This window comes from Micromonospora sp. URMC 105 (assembly GCF_051386295.1).
In the GTDB taxonomy this organism is placed as follows: domain Bacteria; phylum Actinomycetota; class Actinomycetes; order Mycobacteriales; family Micromonosporaceae; genus Micromonospora.
In genome coordinates this window covers 17,514-44,285 of sequence record NZ_JBPQTL010000046.1, presented here as the reverse complement: position 1 = coordinate 44,285, position 26,772 = coordinate 17,514, and the positions used below count along the sequence as shown (strand labels likewise).

Genomic DNA, 26,772 nt, shown 5'->3' with positions numbered 1-26,772 from the left:
GGCCGGCAGTGCCGGCCCGCCCGCCCTATCCGTACGCCGGGTCAGCCGTCGGCCGCGGCGACCAGCTCCGACGCGACCTCCCACAGCCGCTCGGCGTTGCCGGGGTCGACGGCGTACGGCGCGACCCCGGCCCACTCGGCCGTACGCTCGGTGACGACCGCAGCCTCGGCGCAGTCCTCGAAGTAGCGGCCACCCACGCCCTCCAGAAGTGGGGACGCGGCGAGCAGCACCGAGGTGGCGGCACCCTGCTGCGGGGTCTTGTGCTTCTCCTTGGGGCTGCGCAGACCGCCGATGTGCTTCTGCAGGCCGGTGGCGATCGCACCCGGATTCAGCGCGTTGCTGTGGATGCCGTCGCCCGACCACCGGCGGGTCACCTCGACCGCGAGCAGCGCCTCCGCGGTCTTCGACTGCCCGTACGCCAGCAGCGGGTCGTACGGCCGGAACGCGAAGTGCAGGTCATCGAAGATCACCGGGGACAGCAGGTTCCCGCTGGAGCTGACGGACACCACGCGGGCGCCGCCGGCGGCGGCCAACGCGTCGTGCAGTCCCACGGTCAACGCGAAGTGGCCCATGAAGTTCGTGGCGAACTGCAGCTCCCACCCCTCGGCGGTGCGTTCCAGCTCCGGCACCGCCATGATCCCGGCGTTGTTGACCAGGATGTGCAGCGGCTGCTCCCACCCGGCGACGAACCGGCGTACCGACGCCTGGTCGGCCAGATCCAACTCGCGGGCGGTGACCCGCTCCGCGCCGACGTCGGCCGCGATGTCCGCCGCGGCCTGCTCGCCCGCGCTGATCCGGCGCACGCCCAGCACCACCTCGGCACCCGCCCGGGCCAGCGCGCGAGCGGTCTCGAGCCCGATCCCGGCCGCACCGCCGGTGACGATCGCGCGCCGGCCGGTCAGGTCGACTCCGGCAAGCACCTCGTCCGCGGTCGAGGCGAAGCCGAACGGTGTCTGCATCCTGTCTGTCATGATCCGTCCTAACTTCCGGTCATTCCTCAGCGGTCCGTCGCTCCGCCAGCAGGCCCGTGGAGTTCCCGTTGCCACCCGTAAGAAGCAGCTCGGCCCGCGGTCAGTACTGCTGTACGGGGAGGCGGTAGCCGCCGTCGAGGCGCGGCGTGGCGGCGTTGAAGTACTGGTTGTTGATCATGTGGGTGACGAACCGGGCGAACTCCTCGGGGTGGCCGAGGCGCTGCGGGTTCGGAATCTGGGCGGAGATGCCGCGTTCCATCTCGTCGTCGATGTAGCCGTCGAGGATGGGGGTGCGGAAGCCGCCGGCCACGATGGTGTTGACGCGTACGCCCTTGCCGAGCAGGTCCCGGGCGGCGGGCAGGGTCATGCCGATCAGGGCCGCCTTGGTGGCGGCGTAGCCGGCGTGTCCGGCGTGTCCCTCGTGGGCGGAGATGGAGGAGGTGTTGATGACCACCCCCCGCTCGCCGTTGCTGTCCGGTTCGTTGCGCAGGATCGCGGCGACGGCGTTGGTCATGACGTTGAACGTGCCGACGAGGTTGATGTCGATCAGGCGCTGGAAGTCGGCAATGGGGGTCGGTGTCCCGTCGGGTTGCACCACGGGCACCGGAGCGATGACGGCCGCGGTGTTGACGTTGAGGTGCAGCGCGCCGAAGCGCTCGAGGGTGCGCGCGAACGCGTCCCGCACCGCGTCGGCGTCCGCGATGTCGCATTCCAGGCCGAGCGCGTTGTCGAGCCGGCCGGCGATCTCCTGGGCCAGTCGTCCGCGGCGGCCGAGGATGACCACGTTGGCGCCCTGAGCGGAGAGTTCCTCGGCGACGGCGAGGCCCAGGCCGGAGGTGGCGCCGGCGACGATGGCGGTCTTGTTCTTGATGTCCATGGGAGTCCTAACTCTCTGTGCAGGGGTGGACCGGGGCGCCTGTCGCGGCGCCGCCAGGTGGTTGATGGAGGGGGAGCGGCCCGCCCAGCCGGCCGTGCTCGGCAGTCGGCAGGCGGACCGGGTCCCCCGGCACGACCGCTCTATCGGCGGTCGAGCATCTCGAGGGAGGCGTCCCACAGGCGCGCGGCGGCCTGGGGGTCGAGGGCGTGTGCGGCGACGCCCGCTTCGTCGCCGGAGACGTCGGTGGAGCCGGCGGGCTTGGCTTCGTTGCAGTTCTCGAAGTAGCGGCCGCCGATGCCCTGCACCAGAGGGGACGCGGCGAGCAGCACGCTGGTGGCCGCGCCCTGCTCGACGGTGCGCCACGGGTAGTTGTCGAAGATTTCCTTGATCGCCGGGTCGACGTGGGCGCCGGTCTGGTGGCGCTGCAGGTTGGTGCGGATACCGCCCGGCATGACGGCGTTGGCGGTGATGCCGTCGGCGGCCCACCGGCGGGTCGCCTCGACGGCGAAGAGCACGATGGCGGTCTTGGACTGCCCGTAGGCCGACCACTCGTCGTACGGGCGGTGGTCGTAGTGGATGTCGTCGAAGACGACCGGGGACTGCAGGTGGCCGCTGGAGCTGACCGCGACGATGCGGGCGTCGCCGGCGGCGGCGAGGGCGTCGTGCAGGCCCAGGGCGAGGGCGAAGTGGCCGAGGTGGTTGGTGGCGAACTGCATCTCCCAGCCCTCGGGGGTGCGCTGCAGGTGCGGCAGCGCCATGATCCCGGCGTTGTTGACCAGGATGTGCAGGGGGCCCTGCCAGGCGGCGGTGAACGCCTCGATGGTGGCCCGGTCGGCCAGGTCCAGCGGGGCGACCCGGATGTCGGCGTTGCCCGTCCCGGCGGTGATCTCGGCGGCGACCCGCCGACCGGCCTCGACGTTGCGCACGGCGAGGGTCACCTCGGCGCCCGCGGCCGCCAGGGCCCGAGCGGTCTCGACGCCGATGCCGGACGCACCACCGGTGACGATCGCCCGCTTACCGGACAGGTCGACACCGGCGATGACCTCACCGGCGGTGCTCTCGCGGTGGAACGGGGTGGTGACGCGGTTCTGCGTGTCCATGCTGCTCCTGTCCTCGGCGGCGCGACCGGCGGCCACACCGCTACGCTTGATGCGGAGGAACCTCCGCTCACGTCACCGAGCCTAACCGGAGCATCCTCCGGTTGCCAATGAGTCGGCGGTCACGTCGCCGACCCGGCCAGAAAGGAACCCGCATGGCGGTAAGCAGTGATCGACCCCTGAGGGCGGACGCCAGACGCAACCGCGACCTGCTCCTCGCCTCCGCGGTGCGGCTGTTCACCGAACGGGGCCTCGACGTGACCCTCGACGCGATCGCCAAGGACGCCGGCGTCGGCATCGGCACGCTCTATCGGCACTTCCCCACCCGGGAAGCCCTCATCGAGGCCGCCTACCGCAACGAACTGACCGTCGTCTGCGACGCCGTCCCCGACCTGCTCGCCGCACTCCCGCCCGAGCAGGCGCTCCGCGCCTGGATGGACCGCTTCCTCGATTACGCCACCACCAAGTTCGGCATGGCCGACGCCCTGCACGCCGTCATCGCCTCCGGCGTCAACCCGTACGCCGAAAGCCTCGACCGGCTCGTCTCCGCAGTCGAGGCGCTACTGACCGCCACCGCCACCAGCGGCACCGTACGCACGGACGTCAGCGCCGAAGACGTCGTCTTCGCCCTCAGCGGCATCGCCCTGGCCACCAGCGAACCCGGCCGCCGCGAACAGGCGAGCCGCCTGCTCGACCTCCTGCTGGACGGACTGCGCTACCGCCGCTAGGCCGTGCCGGCACCACGACGCGCCGGTCGGGCACAGGGCCGCCTGAGGAGGACGGCAGGCATGGAGCAGGCCCAGCCGGGAAGGGACGTCGAGCGGTGGGGAGCAGGCTGGAGCCCAGCCTCGGACGACCCGGAAGGTAGGTCGTCGGACCGGAGCCCACCCGGACAGGACGGAGCAAGGAATGCTGCGGGTGGGTTTTCTGGTGGAGATGGAGGCGAAGCCCGGCAAGGAGGGCGACGTCGCGGAGCTGCTACGACAGGCGGAGCAGCTCGTGGAGGCGGAGCCGGGCACCATCGTCTGGTTCGCCGCGCAGCTCGGGCCGAGCTCGTTCCGGATCTTCGACTGCTTCGACAGCGAGGACGACCGCCACACCCACCTGATCGGCAAGGTGGGCCAGGCCCTGCAGGAGAACGCGGACCTGTTCAGCCGGCCACCGACGATCAACCCGGTGAACCTGCTGACGTACAAGATGCCGCGGTGAGGTTCCGGCCCCGGCCACCGCACCTACCGGCCACCGGACGCGCACGTCCGCGGTCGCGGATCTTGGACAGTTGCCGTTCGCTGTGACGGCAACTGTCCAAGATCCGTTCGCGCCGGGCCCACGGCCGGCGCAGGGCGCACGGGTACGGAGCTGACCACGCCGACGGGCCCGGCCATCTCGGTACCGAGCTGCAGGAGCAGCCCCTGTCAGCCCTTCAGGAGCTGGCGTGCCATGACGATCCGCTGCACCTGGTTGGTGCCCTCGTAGATCTGAGTGATCTTGGCGTCCCGCATCATCCGCTCGACCGGGTAGTCGCGGGTGTAGCCGTAGCCGCCGAGCAGCTGCACCGCGTCGGTGGTGATCTCCATGGCCGCGTCCGAGGCGAAGCACTTGGCCGCCGCGCCGAAGTAGGTCAGGTCGGCGTCGCCGCGCTCGGACTTGCCCGCCGCCGCGTACGTCAGCTGCCGGGCCGCCTCCAGCTTCATGCCCATGTCGGCGAGCATGAACTGGATGCCCTGGAAGTCGGCGACCGGCTTGCCGAACTGCTTGCGCTCGGCGACGTACCCCTTGGCGTAGTCGAGCGCGCCCTGGGCGATGCCGACGGCCTGCGCGGCGATGGTGACCCGGGTGTGGTCCAGGGTGCGCATCGCGGTGGCGAAGCCGGTGCCCTCGGCGCCGATCATGCGGTCGGCCGGGATCCGGACGTTGTCCAGGTAGACCTCGCGGGTCGGGGAGCCCTTGATGCCGAGCTTCTTCTCCGGCGCGCCGAAGCTGACCCCGGCGTCGGCCTTCTCCACCACGAACGCGGAGATGCCCCGCGAGCGGGCTGTGGGATCGGTCACAGCGAAGACCGTGTAGTACTCGGAGACGCCCGCGTTGGTGATCCAACGCTTCACCCCGTTGAGCACCCAGTGGTCGCCGTCCCGGACCGCCTTGGTGGTCATCGAGGCGGCGTCGCTGCCCGCCTCCGGCTCCGAGAGGCAGTACGAGAACATCGCGTCGCCGGTGGCGACCCGGCTCAGGTACTTCTGCTTCAGCTCCTCGGAGCCGGCCAGGATCAGCGGCATGGTGCCGAGCTTGTTGACCGCCGGGATCAGCGACGACGAGGCACAGGCCCGCGCCACCTCCTCGATCACGATGGCCGTGGCCAGCGCGTCCGCGCCGGCGCCGCCGTACTCGACCGGGATGTGCGGGGCGTGAAAGTCCGCAGCCCGCAGCGCGTCGTAGGACGCCTTCGGGAACTCGCCGGTCTCGTCCGCCTCGGCGGCGTTGGGGGCCACCTTCGCGTCACAGACCTCACGGACCGCCTCCCGGATCGCCTCGTGCTCATCGGGCAACCGGTAGACGTCGAACGACTGCTCTGCGGCCATGTCGGCCCTCCCCTTTCACCGCTATCATGCGCAGTCTGTGGCGTCCGGAGGCCGCCGACTGCCGCAGACTGAAGGATAGCCACCAGGTCCGGCCGGACCTTACCGGCGGGTAGGCTCGCGCACGACAGGCGTCGACACGGCACAACTACCCTCACACAAGACGACAAAGTCCCTCGGTGCCCGGCCATGGCGCCCCAAGCCGAACGCGACGCAGCGAAGCGCCGCCAGTGCGAGCGGAGAAGACAGGCGTGACGATCCCGTACCCGAACATCCAGCCGGTGCCGGCCATCACCCCGGTGACGCCGCCCTCGGGTGCGCCCCGGCCCCGGGTGACCTTCCTGGGCACCGGCTACCTCGGCGCGACGTACGCCATCTGCTACGCCGAGCTGGGCTACGAGGTCCTCGGTTTCGACGTCGACGCCGACAAGATCGCCAAGCTGAACGCGGGCGAGGTGCCGATCCACGAGCCGGGCCTGGACGAGCTGCTCCGGCGCAACCTGAGCGCCGGCCGGCTGCGATTCAGCACCGACATCTCCGAGGTCGCCGACTTCGGCGACGTGCACTTCATCTGCGTGGGCACCCCGCAGCGCGCCGACGGGATGGGCGCCGACCTGTCCTACGTCGAGGCGTCGGTGACCAGCCTGGCCCAGCACCTGACCCGCAAGGCGCTGATCGTCGGCAAGTCCACCGTCCCGGTCGGCACCGCCGAGTGGGTGGAGCAGCTGGTCGGCAAGCACACCCCCACCGACCTGGGCGTCGAGGTGGCCTGGAGCCCCGAGTTCCTCCAGGAGGGCTTCGCCGTCGACGACGTGCTGCGCCCCAACCGGATCGTGGTCGGCGTCAAGACCGAGTGGGCCAACGGCATGCTCTACGCCGCCCACAAGGGCGTCTTCGACCTGGCCGCCACCGAGGACCGCGAGGTGCCCCTGGTGGTCACCGACTTCGCCACCGCCGAGCTCGTCAAGGTCGCCGCGAACGCCTTCCTGGCCACCAAGATCTCCTTCATCAACGCGATGGCCGAGGTCTGCGAGGCCTCCGGCGGCGACGTCACCCAGCTGGCCCGGGCCATCGGGTACGACCCGCGCATCGGCAACCGGTTCCTCCAGGCCGGCCTCGGCTTCGGCGGTGCCTGCCTGCCCAAGGACATCCGCGCCTTCCAGGCCCGGGCGCAGGAGCTGGGCGCCGGCGAGGCGCTGCGCTTCCTGCACGAGGTGGACCTGATCAACCTCCGTCGCCGTACCCGGGTCCTCCAGCTCGCCGCCGACCTGCTCGGCCGCCGCTCCGGCCCGGCCGGCCCGGACTTCTCCGGCACCCGCATCGCGGTGCTGGGCGCCACCTTCAAGCCCAACACCGACGACGTCCGCGACGCCCCGGCGCTCGCCGTCGCCGCCCTGCTGGCCAAGTCCGGCGCGGACGTGCACGTGTACGACCCGCAGGGCACCGAGAACGCCCGCCGGGTCGCCCCCGAGCTGACCTACGAGGCCAGCATGAACGACGCGGTGACCGGCGCCAACCTGGTCTGCGTGCTCACCGAGTGGGCCGACTTCCGCAACGCCGACCCGGTCGTCCTCGGCGAGCTGGCCGCCGGGCGCAAGGTGGTCGACGGGCGCAACTGCCTCGACTCCACACTGTGGACGCAGGCCGGCTGGGAGTACCGCGGCATGGGCCGCCCCTGACGGTTACGCACCGACGCGCCGGCCGGGAAGCACCGCTTCCCGGCCGGCGCTCTGCATCGTGCCGAATCGCCAGCGCCAGGTGTCGAAATCCGCGCCGGGGCAGGGCATGCTCGACACTGGAGGTCCACAGTGCGGGCCGGCCGGGTGGAGGGGTGTCGTGGAGAGCTTTCAGTGCTCCTCGTGCGGGCGGCAGATACAGCCGGCCGCCAGTTGCCCGCACTGCGGTGCCGAGCAGCCGCAGTGGCGCGAGCACCTGGCGGAGGTCGAGCGGTCCATCGCGGAGATGAAGGCCCGCGAGGCGGCCATCCTCGCCGAACAGCGGCAGATCGCCGCCAAGATGCAGGCCGCCCTCTTCCAGCGCGACATCCTCACCCACGCCGGGGAGGAGCGGCTCAAGCAGGCCACCCGGCCGCGCCGGGTGCTGCGCCGCAAGCCGGGCCGCCGGCCGCCGACCGCTGCCACCGGGGCGCCGCCCCGGGTGCCCCGGCAGGGCGCCGCGCCGCCCGGGTCGGACGACGGCCCACCGCCGCCCCCGCGCGCCACCGCCTCCTGGCTGGACGCCGACGACCCGGAGCACCCGCCGGAGGCGTCCTCCCGGGAGGTGCAGAACATCCCGCTCGGGCTGGGCGCGCTGCTGCTGGCCGTGGCCGCGGTGGTCTTCGCCGCCGTCGCGACCAGCTCGATGGACGCCCTGGCCCGGCTCGGCATCCTGCTGATCGCCACCGTGCTGCTGCTGCTCGCCCCGCCGGTGCTGGCCCGGCGCGGGCTCACCTCGACCGCCGAGACGATCGCCGCGGTCGGCCTGCTGCTGGTGCCGCTGGCCGGGTACGCGCTCTGGGCGGTGGACCGGATCGGCGGCGGCGGGGCCTCCGGCGCGGTCTTCTCCGGGGTGATCTTCGCGGTGACCGCCGCAGTCGCCCTCGGGTACGCCCGGGGCACCGGCCTGCGCGCACCCCGCTTCGCCGCCGTGCTCGCCGCCCAGCCCGTGGTGCCACTGCTGGCGTACGACCGGATCACCGGCCCCGGCGGGTGGGCGCTCGCGCTGACCCTCGTCGCCGTGCTCGACCTCTGGCTGGCCCGCTCGTCGTTGCTGGTGGAACGCCCGATCCGCCGCGACCTGCCGGTCGACGCACCGGCCCCGCCGACCGCGCCCCGGCAGCGCACCGCCGGTGAGGGCCGGCCCGAGGCGGCGCCCGAGGAGGCCGGTGAGGTGCTCGGCGCCACGGCCGCCCCGGCGCCGGAGGAGATCGTCCGGCCGGTGCCGTGGCTGCCCCAGGTGACCTGGGGGCTGCACGCCGCGGCGGTGGCGCTCGCCCTGGCGTACGCGGTCACCGCGCTGCTGCGGGCGGCCACCGTACCGGCGGCCACGGTGGCCGGCGCGGCGCTGCTACTGGCCGCCGCGGTGGCTCTGGCCGGGGCGCTGGTGCTGCGGCGACCGCCACTGCCCGACGTGGCCGCCGGCATCATGACGCTGGCCGTGATCGGGGCGCTGGGCCGGGTCGCCTCGGTCGCCTATCCCGGTCGCGCGCTGCTGCTGATCGCCGCCGTCATCACGCTCACCGGGCTGGCCGTGCGGGCCGTACCGGAGGCGGCCCGGCGCGGGCCGCAGTTCGCCGCCGCGGCGGCGCTCACGGTCAGCGGGGTGGTGGTCGCCGGCGGCGCCCTGCGCGCCGGCCTGGCCCCGGCCCGCGCGGCCCTCCCGGCCTGGTCGGCCGACCTGACCCGGTTCCCCGCTGAGCTGGCCGCGGCGGTCGGCCCGGCGGCCTGGCAGCTCGCCGCGAGCGCCCTGCTGCTGACCGTGGCAGCGGTGCTCGCCCTGCCGCCGGAGATCCGCCGCGAGTTCGCGGTGGTCGGCGCGGGGCTGACCGCGCTCGCCGTGCCGGCCTCCCTCGGCCTCGGCTGGGCGGCCGCGCCGTGGCCGATGGTGCTCGCGGCGGTCGGTATCGGGGTGCTCGGCCTCTCCGCCGGCACCAGCCGGGCCGCGCTGGCGCACGCCGTCACCGCGACGGTGGTCGGCGTGATCGGCGCCGGGGCCGCGCTGAGCCGGCCCGCGCTGACGGCCGCAGCGCTGGTCACCCTGGTCGTGGCGGGGGTGCTGGTCGCGCTCGCACCCCGGGTGCGGATCACCCCGGCGGCGGCCGACACGCTCTCCGGCTGGGCGGCCGGCGGGGCGTCCTTCGCGCTGCCGGGCGCGGTGGCCGCCTTCGTCGCCGCCACCGAACCGGCCGTACCCGCCCCGACCCCGGCGATGCTGCGCGAGCTGACCGTCCCGATCCTGGCCTCCGGCTTCCTCGCCGTCTGCGTCACGCTCGGCTACGCGGCCATGGTGCAGGTCTCCCAGCGGCACATCGCCCTGCCGCACGCGGCGGGCACGGCGCTCGGCGCGCTCGCGGTCGTCGCCGCCGCCTTCGGCGCCCCCGGCACCACCGCCGCCGACGCCTGGGTGGGCGGGCTGCTGCTGGTCGCCACCGTGCTGCTCCTGCTCGCCCCCCGGATCGACGCCGGTCGCCGGTCCGACCTCGCCCTCGACGGCTCCGACCTGGCCGCCGCGGCGGTCACCGCCGCGCTGATCGCCACGCTGGCCCGGATCGCCGCGGTGATCTCCGCCGGCGGCCAGCTCGCGGTGGCCGCCGCGCTGGTGCTGCTGGTCGCCGTCGCCGCCCGGGCGATGCCCGAGGAGTGGCGCCGCGGCCCGGTGCTCGGGATCGCCGTCGGCGGCATCCTGATCGGCCTGCTCGCCGGCTGGTCTGCCCTGCGCGGCGGGGTCGGCGTGCTCGCCACGCCCGGCCCGATCTGGGCCGGCGACCTCGCCGGCTGGCCGGCCGCCCCGACAGGCGGAAGCACCTGGCAGGCCCCAGTGGCGCTGGCGCTGCTCGGCACCGCGGCCGGGATCCTGCTCCCGCCGCCCTGGAAGTACGACATCGCCGGTGCTGCGGCCGTGCTCGCCACCGTCGGCGCCCCGGCCGCCTTCGACCTGCCCTGGTGGTCGCCGGTGCTGGTCGGGACGATGGTCGCCACGGTCTTCGGGATGGCCGCAGTGGCCTCGGCCGACCCACGCGCGGGGCTGTCCCGGGCGGTCGTGGCCGGTGCGGTGGCGCTGCACGCGGCGGCGGCCGGGCTGGTCCGCCCATGGACCACCGCGCTGGCGCTGGGCGCCATCGCGCTGATCGGCCTGGTGGTCGCGGCGCTGGCCCGAGGGCTCGCCCCGTCGCTGGTGGAGGACGTGGAGACCGAGGGGATGCCGCCGCACCTGGTGCGGATCGGCGGCGCGGCGGCGGGCGCCGCCCTGCTGGCGCTGCCGGGCGCGGTGGCCGCGCTGGCCGCCGAGTTCGGTCACTCGGCCCAGGTGGTGCTGACCGCAGCGCTGGCGGCGTCCAGCATCGGGCTGGCCGGGGTCGCCGCGGTCCGCCGCCAGGTGCCGCAGTACCTGCCGTACGCGAGCGCGGCGATCGTCGGCGGCGCGACGGTCAGCGCGCTGGCCGCCATCTTCGCCCACCTCCCCTCCGGGGTGTACGCCGCCGCGGCGGCGCTGCTCGGGGTGCTCGCCGAACTGGTCCGGGCGGCCACCGTCCCGCCGGTCGGCTCGGCCCAGCCGGTCCGCCGGTGGGCCGTGCTGCTGGACGGCGCGCTGCGCCGGTTGCCGGACGACGGCACCACACGCCGCTGGCGGGTCAGCCCGGCCGTCGGCGCGTTCGCCGCGGCGGCGCTGCCGACGATGCTGGCCCTGGCCTCGCTCGCGCCGCTGCTCTACATCGCCCTGGTGGAGCCGCACCGGATGCTCTCCCGGATCTGGCAGGGGCCCCCGCCGGAGCTACTCACCCCGCCGCCGGAGGCGGTGGACGCCACCCACGTGCTGACCGCGCTGCTGCTCACCGCGACCGCCGCGCTGGCGGCCACCGGGCTCAGCGGCGGGCGGCGCTCCCGGGCGGTTCCGGTGGTCCTGCCGGGGCTGGCGGTGACCCTGCTGATCACCCCGGTGGCGCTCGGCCACGCCTGGCCGGAGAGCGCCCTGGCGGCGCTCGCGGTCTTCACCATCTCGATGCTCGGGCTGGCCCTGACCCCACCGCCGCCGCTGGCCGAGCGGGCCCGGTCGCTGCGGGTGACCCGGGTGCTGGTCTTCGTGATCGGGCTGGCCGGCGGCGGCGCCGGGCTGGCCGGCAGCCTCGGCACCCAGAGCCTGACCCTGTTCACGCTGGGCGGGGCGGTGGGCGTCGGCACCGTCGCCGCGCTCTTCGGCACCACCCAGCGGGCGCGCATCCTCGGCTGGCTCTTCGCCTCGCTGATGGCGCAGCTCTTCGTGCTCACCGCCGGGCTGGTCGCCGGGTTCGCCGCCGTCTGGTCGGCGTTCGGGGTGCTGGCGGTCGGCGCGGCGTTGCAGGTCTTCGCGGCGACCCTGCCGAGGCTGCGCCGGCCCGAGGCGCTGCGCGAGGCGGCCACCGTGGAGTGGAGCGGGTACGCCGCCGCGCTGATCGCCCTGGCCCTGGCCTACGACTCGCCCCGGCACATCGCCGCCCTGCTGGCCGCCTGGGGTGCCGTGCTCGGGGTGGCCGCGAGCCGGCCCGGGCGCCGCCCGCTGGAACGGCAGATCCTGTTCTGGGCCGTGGTGGCCTGCGAGATCACCGCCTGGTGGATCCTGATGCGGGTCGCCGACGTGGCGCTGCCCGAGGCGTACACACTGCCGTTCGCGGCGCTCGCCCTCCTGGTGGGGGTGCTGGAGCTGCGGCACCGGCCGGACCTGTCGAGCTGGGTGGCGTACGGACCGGCGCTGGTCACCGCGTTCGTGCCGACCCTGGCGATCGTGCTGGCGACCGAGGCCAGCATGCTGCGGCAGGTACTGCTGCTGCTCGGCGCGGTCGCGGTGCTGATCTTCGGCACGACGAGCCGGCAGCAGGCACCCGTGATCGTCGGCGCCGCGGTGACCGCGATCGCCGCGGTGCACGCGCTGTTCAGCCTGGGCCCGTGGCTGGTACTGATTCCGGTCGGCGTGGTGCTGCTGGTGCTGGGGGCGAGCAACGAGCGCCGGCGTCGCGCCCAGGAGCGGTTGCAGACCGCGCTACGCGGCATGCGGTGATTCGGAGGGTCCCTGTGGCGTGAGTGCCTTGTTGCGCAGAGCGTGCGGGGTGGTCGCGTTGGTCCGGGGCGGCGTGCGGGATGGCCGCTTTGGTCCCGGGCGGCGTGCGGGTTGGTCGCGGACGGGGAGCTGGTGGTTGAGCCCGGTGCGGAGCGCTCGTCTCGGCCAGGATCCAGCCAGCGCCCTTCTCCCGTTCGCCGGTCGCCGCCGGGCAGCCCGGTCGATCTTCGAGGTGAGCAGCAGTTGCGGCTACCAGCAGTGACATCAACCCCGGGTTGAACCCCGTCCTGCACGCCCTTTGCTCTGCTGCCCTCCACGCACCACTCACGCCGAGTGACGAGCCGTCGAGTGGTCGACGCCGAGGCGTATCGCGTTCCGGCTGTTCACGGCGGTGTCGCCTATGAGGCAGCAGAGCAAAGGGAGAAGACATGGGATCCGGGGGCACCAGAGCCGACACGCTGCGTGATGCCGCCGGGGGATCACCGACGGTGAGCGTCGTCGTGGTGTGGAGCGGTCAGGCGAGGGAGGCTCGGAGGGCGGCTTCCTTGCCGGCCACCATCTCCTCCAGGCTCGCCTGGAAGGCCGCCATCCGCTTCAGCAGCGCCGGGTCCGCGGCGGCGAGGATACGGACGGCGAGCAGCCCGGCGTTGCGGGCATTGCCGATCGACACCGTGGCGACCGGCACTCCGGCCGGCATCTGCACGATGGAGAGCAGGGAGTCCATCCCGTCGAGGTGCTTCAGCGGCACCGGCACGCCGATCACCGGCAGCGGGGTCACCGAGGCGACCATGCCGGGCAGGTGGGCCGCGCCGCCCGCCCCTGCGATGATCACCTTGACGCCCCGGTCGGCGGCGGAGCGGCCGTACTCGATCATCTTGACCGGGGTGCGGTGCGCGGAGACGACGCCGACCTCGTAGGAGACCTCGAACTCGTCCAGCGCCTCGGCGGCGGCCTTCATGACCGGCCAGTCCGAGTCGCTGCCCATGATCAGCCCGACTGTGCTCATGCCTGCCCCTCGCGCAGCCAACGGGCGGCCCGCGCCGCCCGCGCTCGTACGTCGTCCAGGTCGTCGCCGAGCACCGTGACGTGCCCGATCTTCCGGCCCGGCCGCACCTGCTTGCCGTACAGGTGGACCTTGGCGCCCGGCTCGGCGGCGAAGAGGTGGTGCAGCCGCTCGTCGATGGAGATCCCGCCCGGCTCACCGCCGAGGACGTTCGCCATCACCACCACCGGCGCGGTCAGCGAGGTGTCGCCCATCGGGTAGTCGAGCACGGCCCGCAGGTGCTGCTCGAACTGCGAGGTGCGCGCGCCCTCGATGGTCCAGTGCCCGGAGTTGTGCGGCCGCATGGCCAGCTCGTTGACGACCAGCCCGGCGTCGGTCTGGAACAGCTCCACCGCCAGCAGGCCGACCACGTCGAGCGCGGTGGCCAGGTCGATGGCGAGCTGCTGGGCGGCGAGCGCCAGCTCCTCCGGCAGGTCGGGGGCCGGGGCGAGCACCTCGACGCAGATGCCGTCCCGCTGCACGGTCTCCACCACCGGGTACGCAGCGACCTGCCCGAACGGCGAGCGGGCCACCTGCACGGCCAGCTCCCGGCGCAGCTTCACCCGCTCCTCGACGATCAGGGAGGTGCCGCCGGCGAGCAGCGTCGCGGCCAGCTCCGCGGCTTGGGTGGCGCCGTCGACCATCCAGACGCCCCGGCCGTCGTACCCGCCGCGGGCGGCCTTGAGCACCACCGGCCAGCCCTGCTCGGCACCGAAGTCGACCAGGTCGGCGGGCTCGGCCACCGGCCGCCAGGCCGGGTTCGGGGCGCCCAGCGCACCGAGGCGCTCCCGCATGATCCGCTTGTCCTGCGCGTGCAGCAGGGCGTCGGCGGCCGGGAAGAGCTTCACGCCCTCGGCGGCGAGGGCACGGATGTGCTCGGTGGGCACGTGCTCGTGGTCGAAGGTGACCACGTCGCAGCCCTTGGCGAAGGTACGCAGCGCGGAGAGGTCGGTGTGGTCGCCGTACTGGACGTCGGCGGCGACCAGGGCCGCGCCGTCGTCCGGGGCGAGCGCCAGCACACGCAGTGACTGGCCGAGGGCGATGGCGGCCTGGTGGGTCATCCGGGCCAGCTGGCCCCCGCCCACCATGCCGACGACGGGGAGACCGGTACGGGAATCCATAGCGCCGCCAGCCTATCCGGGCGGCCACCGGCGCTCGCCGCGAGGGGCGCAGGCCCCCCGGATCCACGCCGGCAGGCCGGCGGACCTCAGCCGAGCTGGGCGACCAGGTCGTCGACCGAGGTCACCGGCCGCTGGCAGACGAAACCCCGGCAGACGTACGCGGTGGGCCGCCCGTCGACCAGCGGTCGCTCCGCCAGCAGTGGCACCCCCGGCTGGTCGGGCCGGCCGGCCACCACCACCGCGCCGGGCGGGGCGTGCCGCACCGCGGCGGCCACCAGCGGGTCACCCGCCGGGTCGTCGGTGGCGACTGCGATCTCGTACGGCCCGGAGAGCAGCGCCTCCCCCACCGCCGCCGCGTAGCCGGTGAACCGGGCGTGCCGCCCGACGATCGGCGCGACGGTGGCCAGGGCCGCCTCCGCCGCCTCCCGGTAGCGGCTCTCGCCGGTCAGCGCCGCGTACGCCACCAGCGCCGCCACGATCGCCGAGCGCCCCGACGGGGTGGCGTTGTCGGTCGGGTCGGCCGGCCGGGCGACCAGCTGCTCCGCGTCGTCGGCCGTGTCGTAGAAGCCGCCGCCCGGGGCGGCGAACCGGGCCAGCGCGATGTCCAGCAGCCCACCGGCCAGCTCCAGCCAGCGCCCCTCGCCGGTGAGCTGGTGCATGGCGCAGAACGCCTCGGCCACGCAGCCGTAGTCCTCCAGCACGCCGGCCGGCTCGCCCACCACCTTGTCGCGCGACGCCCGGCGCAGCCGCCCGTCCACGACGTGCACGGCGGCCAGGTGCTCGGCGGCGTCCCGCATCGCGCCGTCGGCGACGATGGTGACGCCCTCCATCAGGTTCACGTCCTCGTCGTCCGGCGAGGCGTACAGGGCGGCGACGCGGAGGAACTCGGCGATGGCGGTGATCGCCAGGCCGTTCCAGGCGGCCACCACCTTGTCGTCGCGGGCCGGCTGGGGACGGGCGTCGCGGGCGGCCAGCAGCCGGCCGACGACGTCCCGCCAGCGGTTGCGGATCTCCGGGTCGGCGTCGTCCACGTCGCGGGCCAGCCGCAGCACGCTCGTGCCGTGCTCGAAGGTGCCCGCCTCGGTCACCTCGAACAGGTCGGCGGCCCACCGGCCGTCCTCCTCGCCGAGCGCCTCCACCAGCTGCGCCGGGGTCCAGGCGTAGGTGAGCCCCTCGACGCCCTCGGTGTCGGCGTCGAGCGCGGAGGCGAACCCCTCCCCCGGCCGGTGCAGCTCGTCGGCGAGGAACCGGGCGGTGTCCCGGGCCACCCGCCGGGCCAGCCGGTCCCCGGTGAGCCGCCACAGTTCGGTGTAGCAGCGCAGCAGCAGCGCGTTGTCGTAGAGCATCTTCTCGAAGTGCGGCACGGTCCAGTGCGCGTCCACCGAATAGCGGGCGAAGCCGCCCGCGAGCTGGTCGTGGATGCCGCCCCGGGCCATCGCCTCGGCGGTGTGCCGGGCGATCTCCAGGCTCCGCGCGGAACCGGTGCGCCGGTGGTGGCGCACCAGGAAGAGCAGGTTCATGTGCGGCGGGAACTTCGGCGCCCCGCCGAAGCCGCCGTTCGTCGCGTCGTACTCCCGGGAGAGCTGGTCGGCGGCGGCGTCGAGCAGTTCGGCGGTGAGCGGGGCGGTCGGTCCGCCGACGGCCTGGGCGCCGCCGATCGCCTCGACCACGGCGGCGCCCTGGCGCAGCACCGCCTCGCGCTGGTCGCGCCACGCGGTGGCGACGGACTCGAGCAGCCGGACGAAGTTCGCCCGGGGGAAGTAGGTGCCACAGAAGAACGGGGTGCCGTCGGGCGTGGCGAAGACCGTCATCGGCCAGCCGCCCTGCCCGGTCATCGCCTGGGTGGCGGTCATGTAGACGGCGTCGACGTCCGGCCGCTCCTCCCGGTCCACCTTGATCGCCACGAAGTCGTCGTTGACCAGCGCGCCGACCTGCTCGTTCTCGAACGACTCGTGCGCCATCACGTGACACCAGTGGCAGGCCGCGTAGCCCACCGAGATCAGCACCGGCACGTCGCGCCGCTTCGCCTCGGCGAAGGCTTCCGCGCACCAGGGCCACCAGTCGACCGGGTTGTCGGCGTGCTGGAGCAGGTACGGCGAGGTCGCATCGGCGAGTCGGTTCACCTGACGACCATATCCAGCCGGACGGGACCGCGCCGGTCGGACCGACGGCAATCGTGGGGCCTTCCCTAGTTCACCTTCATCTATTTATATCTGTGCATGCCGGCGATCGTCGCCGGCCTCGCGAGGAGGCACGCATGCGCGGATCCCGTCGTCTGTCGGCACTCACCTCGGTCGCGGTGCTCGCGGTGGTCCTCACCGGACACCCCGCCGCCGCGGCCGTCGACCCCGGCACCCGGATCTCGGGGACCACGGCCGTCGGCACCCACAACGCGTACGAACGCGGCACCTACACCTACCTGGCGCAGGCGCTCGACGCCCGGCCCGGGATGATCGAGCTGGACGTCTGGCCGGACGTGTTCACGCGCCAGTGGCGGGTCAGCCACTCCAACCCGCTCGGCAACGACAACAACTGCGTCGCCGCCACCAGCGCCGCACAGCTCTACACCGGCACCCGGAACAAGAACCTGGAACACTGCCTGGACGACATCCGGCTCTGGCTGGGCGCTCACCCCGACGCCGGGCCGCTGCAGCTCAAGCTGGAGCTGAAGACCGGCTTCAGCTCCCGTACCGGGCAGGGACCGGCCCAGCTCGACGCGCTGCTCGCCGCCCGGCTCGGCGACCGCGTCTTCCGCCCGGCCGACCTGCGCGGCGGGTACGCCTCGCTGGACGCCGCCGCCCGGGCCGACGCCTGGCCGACCCGCCGAGAGCTCGCCGGGAAGGTGCTCGTCGAGCTGATCCCGGGCACGGTCGAGGAGGGCAACCCCACCGACACGCTCCGCACCGACGTCGAGTACGCCCGCCACCTGGCCGCGCTGGCGTCGGCCGGCACCCTGGCCCGGGCGCAGGCCTTCCCGGCCGTGCACAACGCCCAGGCCGGCGACCCCCGCACCCGCTACAGCGAGGTCGGCCTGCGGCCGTGGTTCGTGGTCTTCGACGGCGACGCGAGCGCGTACGTCAACGGCACCATCGACACCTCCTGGTACGCCGCCAACCACTACCTGCTGGTGATGACCGACGCGCAGAACGTGCCCCCGGCGGTGGGGAACACCGACCCGGACGCCGCGAGGGCGCGCGTCGCCCAACTCGCGGCGGCGCACGCCAGCATCGCCTCCGCCGACTGGGCGGCACTACCGGCCGTCGTCGGCGAGGTCCTCCCCCGCGCCTGACCCTGGGCCGGGCCCGGTTCGCGGCCCGGTCCCGACTCGCGGTGTGTCGGGGTATCCCGCCGCCCGGACACCCCGACACGCCGCACGTCGCGACGGAGGGCGCCCCAGGGCCGGACGAGAGAGGGCGCTGCGGACCGGGGCGACGAGGGACCGGTGGTCAGGAGGCGCCGTCGGCGCGGAGCGGGAAGACGTTCGACTCGGCGGACTCGCGCAGCGTGCCGAGCACGGCGCTGATCTTGTCGGCCGGCATCGGCTTGAAGAAGTGGTAGCCCTGCGCGGCGGTGCAGCCCAGCTCGGCCAGGGCGAGCCGCTGCTCGGCGGTCTCCACGCCCTCCGCGACCACCCGCAGCCCCAGCTCCTGGGCGAGCCCGACGGTGGTGCGGACGATCGCCGCGGCCTCCGGCGACTCGGCCATCCGGATCACGAACGAGCGGTCCACCTTCAGCTCGTCCACCGCGATCCGGGTCAGGAAGGTCAGCGACGAGAAGCCGGTGCCGAAGTCGTCGACAGCGAGCTGCACGCCCATCGCGCGGACCGTGGCGAGCACCTCGTCGATCACCTCCAGCTCGCTCATCACCACCGTCTCGGTGATCTCCAGGACCAGCCGCTGCGGCGGCACCTGGTGACGACGCAGCGCGTCGGCGATCTCGGCCGGCAGGCGGGGGTCGAGCAGGCTCCGGGCGGAGAGGTTCACCGAGATCGGCACGTCGAGGCCGTCCCGGGCCCAGCCGGCGGCCACCGCGAGCGCCTTGTCCAGCACGTACCGGGTGAAGGCGCCGAGCTGCTCGCTGTTCTCCACCGGGCGGATGAAGTCGACCGGGCCGAGCCAGCCGCGCCGCGGGTGCCGCCACCGGATCAGCGCCTCCACCCCGGTCGGGGCGCCGGTGGCCAGGTCGACCGCCGGTTGCAGGGCCAGCACCAGCTGGTCGTCGACCTGCAACGCCTCCCGCAGCTCGGCGAGCAGCGCCAGCTGGTCGGTGCTCGCGGCGTCCCGGGAGCTGTCGTACGCGGCGACGCTGCCGCCGCCCTCCTTGGCCTGGTACATGGCGATGTCGGCCCGGCGCAGCAGTTCGGTCAGGTCGGCGGTGCCCGCCCCGGCCACCACCACCCCCACCGACACCTCGACGGACATCCGCACCCCGGCCACCTCGGTCGGGGCGGCCAGCCGCTCGGCGATCTCCCGGGCCTGACGCAGCGCGTACGCCATCGGGGCGGTGCGGTCGCCGATCACCGGGACCGACGTCAGCAGCAGGGCGAACTCGTCCCCGCCGAGGCGCCCCAGCAAATCGCCCGGGCGGGCGAGGGCGCCGAGCCGGTTGGCGGTGAGCCGCAGCAACTGGTCCCCGGCGGCGTGCCCGAGGGTGTCGTTGACCTCTTTGAACTGGTTGATGTCGAGCAGCAGCAGCGCCACCGGGTGGTCGTGGGCGAGCTGCCGCAGCGCCTGGTCGCCCTTGCTGAGCATGGCCGCCCGGTTCACCAGCCCGGTCAGCGCGTCGTGCACCGCCTCGTACGACGACCGCGCGCTGACCAGCCGCAGCTCGCGGTGGGTGGCCGCGTCGTGCAGCGCGGCGGCGAGCGCGTCGGAGAAGGCGGCCACGGCGTCCCGCTCGCGGGCGCTCGGCGGTGCCGAGGCGGGGAAGCGGACCCGCAGCTCGCCGACCTCGACGTCGCCGACGGTCAGCGCCCGGGCCAGTTCGTGCTCGGCGGTGGCCGGCCGAGCGGGCGGGCCGACCTCGCGGTCGCGCACCTGCCCGGAGGCGTCCCCCCGGTACCGGCGCCAGCGGCCGTCGCCTCGCGCCACGTCGACGTCGACCAGTTCGGCGCCGAAGAGGGTCAGCGCGCCGGTCACCGCGGCGGTGGCCACCCCGCGCTCGTCGAGCTGGTTGAGCGCGGCGGTCGCCTCGGCGAACGCCCGCCAGTCGCGGCGCTCCTGGTCGGCCCGGAGCCGGTGCCGGTAGGTCTGCTGGAGCAGCCAGAGCGGGGGCGGGAGCAGCAGCAGCCAGCGGGCGTCGATCTCCACCAGGGCGACCACGACCAGGCCGACCGCCACGTTGCCGACGAACATCAGCAGCTTGCCGCGGAGCGCGGCGAGCACCGGCGGGCCGATGGCGACGCCGTGCCGCAGCGCCAGCGTGGCGCCGCCGAGGCAGGCGGTGGCGAGCAGGTAGCTCACCGAGCCGGCGATCAGGGCGAGTGCGAGCCCGGGGGTGGGCGCGGCCAGCAGCGGCGCGCCGAGCGCGGTGGCGACCGCCACGGCGAGCGCGGTGGCGGCGGTCAGCGAGGCGGCTATCCGGAGCACCTCGAGCGGCGGCCGGCGGTCGACGGCCAGCGACATGCCCGTCCAGGCCAGGCCGGAACCGAGCAGCGCGGCGGCGGGCAGCCACCCGGCCGGCACGAGGTAGAGGCAGACGATCAGCGCGGCCTCGCCCCAGGTGATGCTGACCATGCCGGTGGCGGTGCGGAACCGCAGCCGGGCCAGCTGGGCGAGCGCGAACGCGACCAGGGCGATGCCGAAGCGCGCGGCCGGGGGAAGGGGGTCGTCCGACGGCAGACCGGCGGGAACGGTCAGGCCGATCACGACCGCCGTCAGGGCGGTCAGCGTGACGGCGACGGTCAGCAGCAGCACCCGCGGCGGGGTGCCGGCTGCCTCGGGCCGGTCGAGGTGCTCGCCGGCCCTGCCGGACGTCACCGGCCCGCTCCGTCCGCCGGCCGACGGGGGTTGCCCGGGACGGGCGCTGCTGCAACGGTCATGGCGCCCCCTCCCGCGCACGGCTCAGGGACTTTTCGGTCCCCCCGGCGGAAGGCTAAGCCAATCCGGGTGCCCGCAACAGGGGCTGACGACCCGGATCAGCGTGAATCACGCTCTGACTACCCGTTCCGGTGCTGCTGGTGGCCGTTGGGGGTGTCTGTGCGGGATTCCTGCGCCGAGGCCCCGCCCGCCGGATCGGCGGCCGGTGTGTCGGTCGGGCCCGGCGCCGGGAACCGGTCGGGCAGCCGGCGCAGCCGGGAGTTCATGTTGCGGATCAGCAGGACGGTGGCGGTGGCCAGGAGCAGGATGAGGAACAGGCCCATCGGCCCGGCCAGGCCACCCGTGCGGGTGTCCCCGAAGTTGTTCTCCGCGAGCACCTGAGCGGCGGTCAACATGGTGTTTCTCCGATGTGCGGTGGGGCTTCAGCGTAGCCCTCCGGCCGGTCAGCGGGCATGGGCCGTCTCGCGCACCCCGGCGAAGAGGTCCGACTCGGGCAGCGGGCTGTCGACCAGCGAGCGGACCAGCTGGAAGTCCTCCGTGGGCCAGGCGCGCCGCTGCAGCTCCATCGGCACGTGGAACCAGAAGCCGTCCGGGTCGATCTGGGTGGCGTGGGCGCGCAGCGCGTCGTCGCGGACCGGGAAGTAGTCGGCGCACTCGACCCGGGTGGTGATCCGCGGGCCCTTGTCCGGGCGGTCGTCCCAGCGCTTGAGCCACTCCTCGTACGGGGAGGCCAGGTCGGCGGCGAGCATGGCCTCGTGCAGCGCCATGATCTTGCCCTTGGAGAAGCCGATGTCGTAGTAGAGCTTGAGCGGCTGCCAGGGCTCACCGAGCTCCGGGTAGCGCTCCGGGTCGCCGGCCGCCTCGAACGCGGCGACGGAGATCTTGTGGGTCATGATGTGGTCGGGGTGCGGGTAGCCGCCCTCCTCGTCGTACGTGGTGACGACGTGCGGACGGAACTCGCGGATCAGCCGCACCAGCGGACCGGCGGCGACCTCGACGTCCTCCAGGGCGAAGCAGCCCTCGGGCAGCGGCGGCAGCGGGTCGCCCTCGGGCAGCCCCGAGTCGACGAAGCCGAGCCAGGCCTGCTCGACGCCGAGGATCGCCCGGGCGGCGTCCATCTCGGCGCGGCGGATCTCGCCGATGTTGGCCCAGACGTCGGGGCGGTCCATCTTCGGGTTGAGCACACTGCCGCGCTCGCCGCCGGTGCACGTCACGACCAGGACGTCCACGCCCTCGGCGACGTACTTCGCCATGGTCGCGGCGCCCTTGCTCGACTCGTCGTCGGGGTGCGCGTGCACCGCCATGAGACGCAGTTGCTCTGCCACTGTTGGGCGCTCCTCGTCTGTGCCCGCCGGCGACCCACCCGGGTCACCCGGCTGACCTGCCGGAATCCTCCCCCGTGCCGGACCCTGCCGGCGCCGACCTGTCATCCTTGACGACGGGACGGGCTGGGAGCATGGAACTCTCCCCATTCTTGCCGATGCCGCCGACAACAACGCCAGGAGATACCCGCCGGTGACCGAGACGCACGCCACAATCACGCCGGGCGCGCCCGCGTTCCCGCCCGGGCGGTACGGCCGCCGCCGGGAGCCGGGCCGCCGCCGGCCGCTGCTGGTCTGGCTGCTGGTGGCCGTCCTGGTCGCCGGGCTGGGCCTGGTCGCGGCGCAGCTCTACGCCCGCTACGGCGACCCGACGTACGACGCCGAGGTGATCACCTACACCGACGTCACCGACACCGGGGTGAGCGTCGACTTCCGGGTCACCCTGCCCGAGAGCGGCACGGCGGTGTGTGTGCTGCGGGCGCGCTCCCACGACGGCGCGGAGGTGGGCCGGGACGAGGTCGCGGTCAGCGCCCGGCCCGGCGAGCGGCACGGCACCTTCCAGCACCGGATCACCACGACCGCCCGGCCCTTCATCGGCGAAGTGATCCGCTGCCGCCCCGCCGGCTGACCCTCCGCACCAGCGCGGACCCACGATCCGGCCGGTCCGGCCGCCGACGCCGGTGGTGATCGACGACACCCGCGGGTGTGCCGCACTGGTAACTTGGTAACTCACCTGTCAGCCAGTTCCGCACGATCGAGGAGTACGCCTGTGTCCACCAATGACAACGAGGCGCCCGCCACCTGGCTGTCCCAGGACGCGTACGACCGCCTGAAGGCCGAGCTCGACCAGCACATCGCCAACCGGCCGGCCATCGCCGCCGAGATCAACGCCCGGCGCGAGGAAGGCGACCTGCGGGAGAACGGTGGCTACCACGCCGCCCGCGAGGAGCAGGGCAAGGCCGAGGGGCGCATCCTCTACCTCAAGGAGCTGCTGCGCACCGCCAAGGTCGGCGAGGCGCCGACCGCCGACTCGGTGGCGCCCGGCATGGTCGTGACGATCTACTTCGACGACGACCAGGAGGACACCGAGACCTTCCTGCTCGGCTCCCGGGAGATCGCCTCCACCACCGAGCTGACCGTCTACAGCCCGGAGTCGGCGCTCGGCAAGGCGATCCTGGGCGGTCGTCCGGGTCAGACCTGCACCTACACGGCGCCGAGCGGCGCCGACATCAAGGTGACCGTGGTCAGCTTCGAGCCGTTCTCCGGCTGAGTCCGGCCCCGCCGGGTCCGCGCGACCCGGCGGTTCCCATCGCGTACGGCCCGAGGCGTGGCACCGTCACCGGTGTCACGCCTCGGCCGCGAAGACCACCTGGTAGCCGCTGGCCCGCAGGGCGCTGATCAGCGTGTCGGAGTGCTCGACACCACGGGTCTCCACCGACAGCGCCACCTCCACCTCGCCGAGGCGCAGGTGCGGGTTGGCCCGCTGGTGCTCCACGTCCACCACGTTCGCCCGGTGCTCGGCGATCTCCGTGAGCAGCGAGGCGAGCTGACCGGGCCGGTCCGAGCAGCGCACGGTGACGCGCAGGTAGCGCCCGGCCGCGGCCAGGCCGTGCTCGATCACCCGGAGCATCAGCAGCGGGTCGATGTTGCCGCCGGAGAGCACCGCGACCACCGGCGCCTCCACCTCGACGACCCCGGCCAGCAGTGCGGCCACGCCCACCGCGCCGGCCGGCTCGACCACCTGCTTGCCGCGCTCCAGCAGCATCAGCAGCGCCCGGGAGATGTCCTCCTCGGAAACCGTGACGATCTCGTCGACCAGCTTGCGGACGTGGGTGAAGGTGATCTCCCCCGGCCGGCCGACCGCGATCCCGTCGGCGATGGTGGCGAAGGACGGCAGGCGTACCGGCTCGCCGGCCACCAGCGAGGGCGGGAAGGCCGCCGCGCTGGCCGCCTGCACCCCGACGACCCGGACGTCGGGGCGCAGCGCCTTGGCCGCCACCGCCATGCCGGAGATCAGGCCACCGCCGCCGACCCCGGTGATGATGGTCTTCACGTCCGGGCACTGTTCGAGGATCTCCAGCGCCACGGTGCCCTGACCCGCGATCACGTCGGGGTGGTCGAACGGGTGGATCAGCACCGCGCCGGTCCGCTCGGCGTACGTCTGCGCCGCCACCAGCGACTCGTCGACGGTGTTGCCGACCAGCTCGATCCGCGCGCCGTACCCCTTGGTGGCGGCCACCTTGGGCAGCGGCGCGTTCACCGGCATGAAGACGGTGGCGTGGGCGCCCACCAGACCGGCGGCGAGCGCGACGCCCTGGGCGTGGTTGCCGGCGCTGGCCGCGACCACGCCCCGGGCCCGCTCCTCCTCGCTGAGCCGGGAGATCCGCACGTACGCGCCGCGCACCTTGTAGGACCCGGCACGCTGCACGTTCTCGCACTTGAGCCACGCCGGGCCGCCGAGCGCGGCGCTGAGCGGCCGGGAGGGCTCCAGCGGGGTGGTGCGGGTGACGCCGGCGAGCAGCTCCCGCGCGGCCTGTACGTCGGCGAGACCGACCAGTTCCGTCATGCCCCGATCGTGCCACCCGCCACCGGGGGAACCATCGGCGCCGCCGGGGGCGTGTCGGCCGGCACCTGCGGCGCGGGCGCAACGACCGGCTGCGGCGCGGCGAACGGGCCGGGCGCGCCGGCCGGCACCGGCATGCCCGGCGCGTACGCACCCGGCACCGGCATGCCGGGGGCGACCGGCCAGGCCGGGGTGGCCCGGGCGATCCGGTCCTGCTGAGCGGCGGAGATCCGCCGGATCAGCACGATGAACGACACCGCCGCCACCACGCAGGCGATCGCCGGGATCGCGTTGCGGCCGAGCGCGCCCTGGTAGTAGTCGACGTACGCCTGGAAGTCGGCCCGGTCGACGGCCGTCTCGGGCAGCCGGGCGTACTCGAGGTCGTTCTTGCGGCTGAACAGCCGCTCGCCGACGCTGAAGAGCAGCCAGGCCGCCCACCAGACGCCGACCAGCCCCGGGGTGCTCCGGCGCCAGAGGCTGTCCCGGGCGATGTTGGCCACCACCCGGGCGGGCACCACGAAGTTGGCGAACGGCACCAGCCATCCGGCGATCGCCCAGCCCTGGCCGAGGGAGGGCAGCGCGCCGGGGAAGGCGTCGATGTTCTTGCGCGCCCGCCAGGTCCAGATGATGACCAGGACCGCGGCGGTCAGGTAGGCCACCACGAACGGCAGGCTCAGCGCCACCTCGAGCAGCATGGCCCCGAGGAGCACGTCGCTGTCGCCGTCGCGCTCGGCCTGCCGCGCCAGCACCATCCCGGCCACCGGGGCGAGCGCGGACAGCAGGTAGAACGCGGCGGTCACCCCGACCGCGACCGAGGCGGCCCGGCCGATGCCGCGTACGGAGTGGGTCTCCAGCCCCGGCGTGACGGCCGGCTGCCCGAGGGGGGTGTAGCAGTTCTGGCACTCGTTGAAGCTCGGGGACGTGGCGTCCCCGCAGGTCTGGCACTGCATGGGTGACCGTCCAGGGGGTGCGGCAGTGGATGCGCGCACACGCTAGACGATCATGCAACGACCGGCGACCCCGTTCCGACCCGCGGATAGCCGGGGGCGTGCCGGGACCAGGGTGCCTGCATCTCGAACTGCCCGGCCACCGCGAGCAGCAGCAGCTCCGAGCCGGGCGGGCCGACCAGCTGCACCGCGACCGGCAGGCCGTCCGGGCGCCGGCCGACCGGCACCACGATGGCCGGCAGGCCGGCGATGTTCCAGGGCGCGGCGTACGGGGCGTACCGGATGTTGGCCTTCATGTTGGCCGCCCAGGACCGGCCGGACCAGACGGCGGCCTCCGGCGGCGGGCCGGCCAGCGCCGGGGTGAGCAGCAGGTCGACCGAGTGGTCGGTGAAGAAGCCGATCGAGCGCTCGCGCCAGGCGGCCCGGTCGGCCTCCCGGACGTACCCGCGTCGTTGCGCCCACTCGCCGAGCGCGACGTGCCGACGGCTGCGCCGCTGGAGGTCCCGCCGGGCGATGCCGGCGGCGCGCACCTCGACGGCGGCGGCGGCGAACCACGTCGCGATGCCCTGCAGGCCGAGCGCGGTCGGGTAGACCGGGTCGGCGGGCACGGTGTCGTGGCCGGCGGCGGCGAGCAGCCGGCCGGCGGCCGCCACCGCGTCGGAGTTGGGGGCGTCCGGAGAGACGCCCCGCACCGGGGAGCGCAGCGAGACCCCGACCCGCAGCCGGGGCGGCGGGACCAGCTTGTCGGCGCGCCGGCCGGCGAGCACCTGGAAGCCGACGGCGGCGTCGGCGACCGTGGTGGTGAGCATGCCGTGCTCGGTGAGGCCGAACCAGTCCTCCGCGCCGAGCTGGGCGGGGACCACGCCCCGGCCCGGCTTGAGCCCGACCAGGCCGCAGCAGGCGGCCGGGATGCGGATCGAGCCGAGACCGTCGTTGCCGTGCGCGATCGGCACCAGCCCGGCGGCCACCGCGGCGGCGGCGCCGCCGGAGGAACCGCCGGGGGTACGTCCGGTGTCCCACGGGTTGCGGGTGACCGCCGACTCGTCGTCGGTGAGCGCCCAGAGGCCGAGCTCCGGCATCCGGGTCGCCCCGAGGATCACCGCGCCGGCGCCGCGCAGCCGCCGGACCACCTCGTGGTCGGCCTCCGCGACGCCGCTACGCGCGGCGGCCGAACCGTTCCAGGTGGGCAGGCCGGCGACGGCGGTGTTCTCCTTCACCGCCACCGGCACCCCGGCCAGCGGGAGGTTGGCCAGGTCCTCCTGCTCGTCGACCTTCTCCGCCTCGGTGATCGCCTCCCCGCCGCGTACCGTGCGGAACGCGGCGAGGTCGGCGTCGGCGCGGGCGATGTGGTCGAGGTGGTCGGCGACGACCTGGGTGGCCGAGACGTCGCCGCGGCGTACGCCCCTGGCGATCTGCTTGGCGGTCGCTCCGACCCAGGTCGGCATGATGTCCTGCACGGCCATCCTCC

20 protein-coding genes are annotated in these 26,772 nt (G+C 74.2%); 7 read left to right on the top strand and 13 right to left on the bottom strand.

Annotated features, from left to right (window positions below):
- Positions 1–41 precede the first annotated feature (41 nt).
- The 3 genes from ACSNN7_RS16725 to ACSNN7_RS16715 all read right to left on the bottom strand — a co-directional run bounded on the left by ACSNN7_RS16725 (position 42) and on the right by ACSNN7_RS16715 (position 2,948).
- A complete protein-coding gene (locus ACSNN7_RS16725) occupies positions 42–971 on the bottom strand; it encodes an SDR family NAD(P)-dependent oxidoreductase (RefSeq protein ID WP_436681727.1) in 930 nt (309 codons plus the stop codon).
- Between the two features lie 100 nt (positions 972–1,071).
- Entirely contained in the window at positions 1,072–1,848 is a 777-nt protein-coding gene (locus ACSNN7_RS16720; RefSeq protein WP_436681726.1) for an SDR family oxidoreductase, read from the bottom strand.
- 140 nt (positions 1,849–1,988) lie between these two features.
- Positions 1,989–2,948: an SDR family NAD(P)-dependent oxidoreductase gene (locus ACSNN7_RS16715; protein WP_436681725.1), complete on the bottom strand. Its 960-nt coding sequence runs from the start codon at positions 2,946–2,948 to the stop codon at positions 1,989–1,991.
- Positions 2,949–3,100: 152 nt separating this feature from the next.
- Between ACSNN7_RS16715 and ACSNN7_RS16710 the strand changes: the two genes are divergently transcribed.
- Positions 3,101–3,673, top strand: a complete 573-nt coding sequence (locus ACSNN7_RS16710; protein ID WP_436681724.1) for a TetR/AcrR family transcriptional regulator — start codon at positions 3,101–3,103, stop codon at positions 3,671–3,673.
- Between the two features lie 190 nt (positions 3,674–3,863).
- Complete coding sequence (locus ACSNN7_RS16705) at positions 3,864–4,154, top strand: putative quinol monooxygenase (RefSeq protein WP_436681723.1); 291 nt, start codon at positions 3,864–3,866, stop codon at positions 4,152–4,154.
- A 206-nt stretch (positions 4,155–4,360) separates the two neighbouring features.
- Here the strand turns inward: ACSNN7_RS16705 and ACSNN7_RS16700 are convergent, their stop codons facing one another.
- Complete coding sequence (locus tag ACSNN7_RS16700; RefSeq protein WP_436681722.1) at positions 4,361–5,524, bottom strand: acyl-CoA dehydrogenase family protein; 1,164 nt, start codon at positions 5,522–5,524, stop codon at positions 4,361–4,363.
- Positions 5,525–5,772: 248 nt separating this feature from the next.
- Between ACSNN7_RS16700 and ACSNN7_RS16695 the strand changes: the two genes are divergently transcribed.
- Both ACSNN7_RS16695 and ACSNN7_RS16690 read left to right on the top strand, forming a co-directional pair.
- A complete protein-coding gene (locus ACSNN7_RS16695) occupies positions 5,773–7,200 on the top strand; it encodes a UDP-glucose dehydrogenase family protein (protein ID WP_436681721.1) in 1,428 nt (475 codons plus the stop codon).
- 157 nt (positions 7,201–7,357) lie between these two features.
- Positions 7,358–12,271 (top strand): SCO7613 C-terminal domain-containing membrane protein, encoded by a 4,914-nt coding sequence (locus tag ACSNN7_RS16690; RefSeq protein WP_436681720.1) that lies wholly within the window; start codon positions 7,358–7,360, stop codon positions 12,269–12,271.
- A 514-nt stretch (positions 12,272–12,785) separates the two neighbouring features.
- On the opposite strand, the gene purE is transcribed toward ACSNN7_RS16690, so the two are convergent.
- From purE to ACSNN7_RS16675, 3 genes are all read right to left on the bottom strand, one after another.
- Positions 12,786–13,277, bottom strand: a complete 492-nt coding sequence (gene purE, locus ACSNN7_RS16685; protein ID WP_436681719.1) for a 5-(carboxyamino)imidazole ribonucleotide mutase — start codon at positions 13,275–13,277, stop codon at positions 12,786–12,788.
- Positions 13,274–14,434: a 5-(carboxyamino)imidazole ribonucleotide synthase gene (locus ACSNN7_RS16680; RefSeq protein WP_436681718.1), complete on the bottom strand. Its 1,161-nt coding sequence runs from the start codon at positions 14,432–14,434 to the stop codon at positions 13,274–13,276. The genes purE and ACSNN7_RS16680 overlap by 4 nt, the downstream gene beginning before the upstream one ends.
- An 86-nt stretch (positions 14,435–14,520) precedes the next feature.
- The gene (locus ACSNN7_RS16675; protein ID WP_436681717.1) at positions 14,521–16,557 is read right to left on the bottom strand and encodes a thioredoxin domain-containing protein; all 2,037 of its coding nucleotides are present in this window, start codon (positions 16,555–16,557) and stop codon (positions 14,521–14,523) included.
- 134 nt (positions 16,558–16,691) lie between these two features.
- Here ACSNN7_RS16675 and ACSNN7_RS16670 point away from each other — a divergent pair, with 134 nt between their 5' ends.
- Positions 16,692–17,723 (top strand): phosphatidylinositol-specific phospholipase C domain-containing protein, encoded by a 1,032-nt coding sequence (locus ACSNN7_RS16670; RefSeq protein WP_436681716.1) that lies wholly within the window; start codon positions 16,692–16,694, stop codon positions 17,721–17,723.
- Between the two features lie 157 nt (positions 17,724–17,880).
- Here ACSNN7_RS16670 and ACSNN7_RS16665 read toward each other — a convergent pair whose 3' ends face one another.
- The 3 genes from ACSNN7_RS16665 to mca all read right to left on the bottom strand — a co-directional run bounded on the left by ACSNN7_RS16665 (position 17,881) and on the right by mca (position 21,797).
- Complete coding sequence (locus ACSNN7_RS16665; protein WP_436681728.1) at positions 17,881–20,349, bottom strand: putative bifunctional diguanylate cyclase/phosphodiesterase; 2,469 nt, start codon at positions 20,347–20,349, stop codon at positions 17,881–17,883.
- Positions 20,350–20,591: 242 nt separating this feature from the next.
- Positions 20,592–20,867: a hypothetical protein gene (locus ACSNN7_RS16660; protein WP_436681715.1), complete on the bottom strand. Its 276-nt coding sequence runs from the start codon at positions 20,865–20,867 to the stop codon at positions 20,592–20,594.
- A gap of 48 nt (positions 20,868–20,915) precedes the next feature.
- Positions 20,916–21,797: a mycothiol conjugate amidase Mca gene (mca, locus tag ACSNN7_RS16655; protein WP_334451667.1), complete on the bottom strand. Its 882-nt coding sequence runs from the start codon at positions 21,795–21,797 to the stop codon at positions 20,916–20,918.
- Positions 21,798–21,987: 190 nt separating this feature from the next.
- Here mca and ACSNN7_RS16650 point away from each other — a divergent pair, with 190 nt between their 5' ends.
- The gene (locus ACSNN7_RS16650; RefSeq protein ID WP_436681714.1) at positions 21,988–22,422 is read left to right on the top strand and encodes a DUF4307 domain-containing protein; all 435 of its coding nucleotides are present in this window, start codon (positions 21,988–21,990) and stop codon (positions 22,420–22,422) included.
- A 141-nt stretch (positions 22,423–22,563) separates the two neighbouring features.
- The gene (greA, locus tag ACSNN7_RS16645) at positions 22,564–23,064 is read left to right on the top strand and encodes a transcription elongation factor GreA (protein WP_436681713.1); all 501 of its coding nucleotides are present in this window, start codon (positions 22,564–22,566) and stop codon (positions 23,062–23,064) included.
- 75 nt (positions 23,065–23,139) lie between these two features.
- On the opposite strand, the gene ilvA is transcribed toward greA, so the two are convergent.
- From ilvA to ACSNN7_RS16630, 3 genes are read right to left on the bottom strand one after another with little or no spacing between them, the layout of a single operon-like run.
- On the bottom strand, positions 23,140–24,360 hold the full coding sequence (gene ilvA / locus ACSNN7_RS16640; protein WP_436681712.1) for a threonine ammonia-lyase: 1,221 nt from the start codon (positions 24,358–24,360) through the stop codon (positions 23,140–23,142).
- A complete protein-coding gene (locus ACSNN7_RS16635; RefSeq protein ID WP_436681711.1) occupies positions 24,357–25,307 on the bottom strand; it encodes a DUF4328 domain-containing protein in 951 nt (316 codons plus the stop codon). Before ACSNN7_RS16635 ends, ilvA begins: the two co-directional genes overlap by 4 nt.
- 50 nt (positions 25,308–25,357) lie before the next feature.
- A complete protein-coding gene (locus ACSNN7_RS16630; protein WP_436681710.1) occupies positions 25,358–26,767 on the bottom strand; it encodes an amidase in 1,410 nt (469 codons plus the stop codon).
- Positions 26,768–26,772 lie beyond the last annotated feature (5 nt).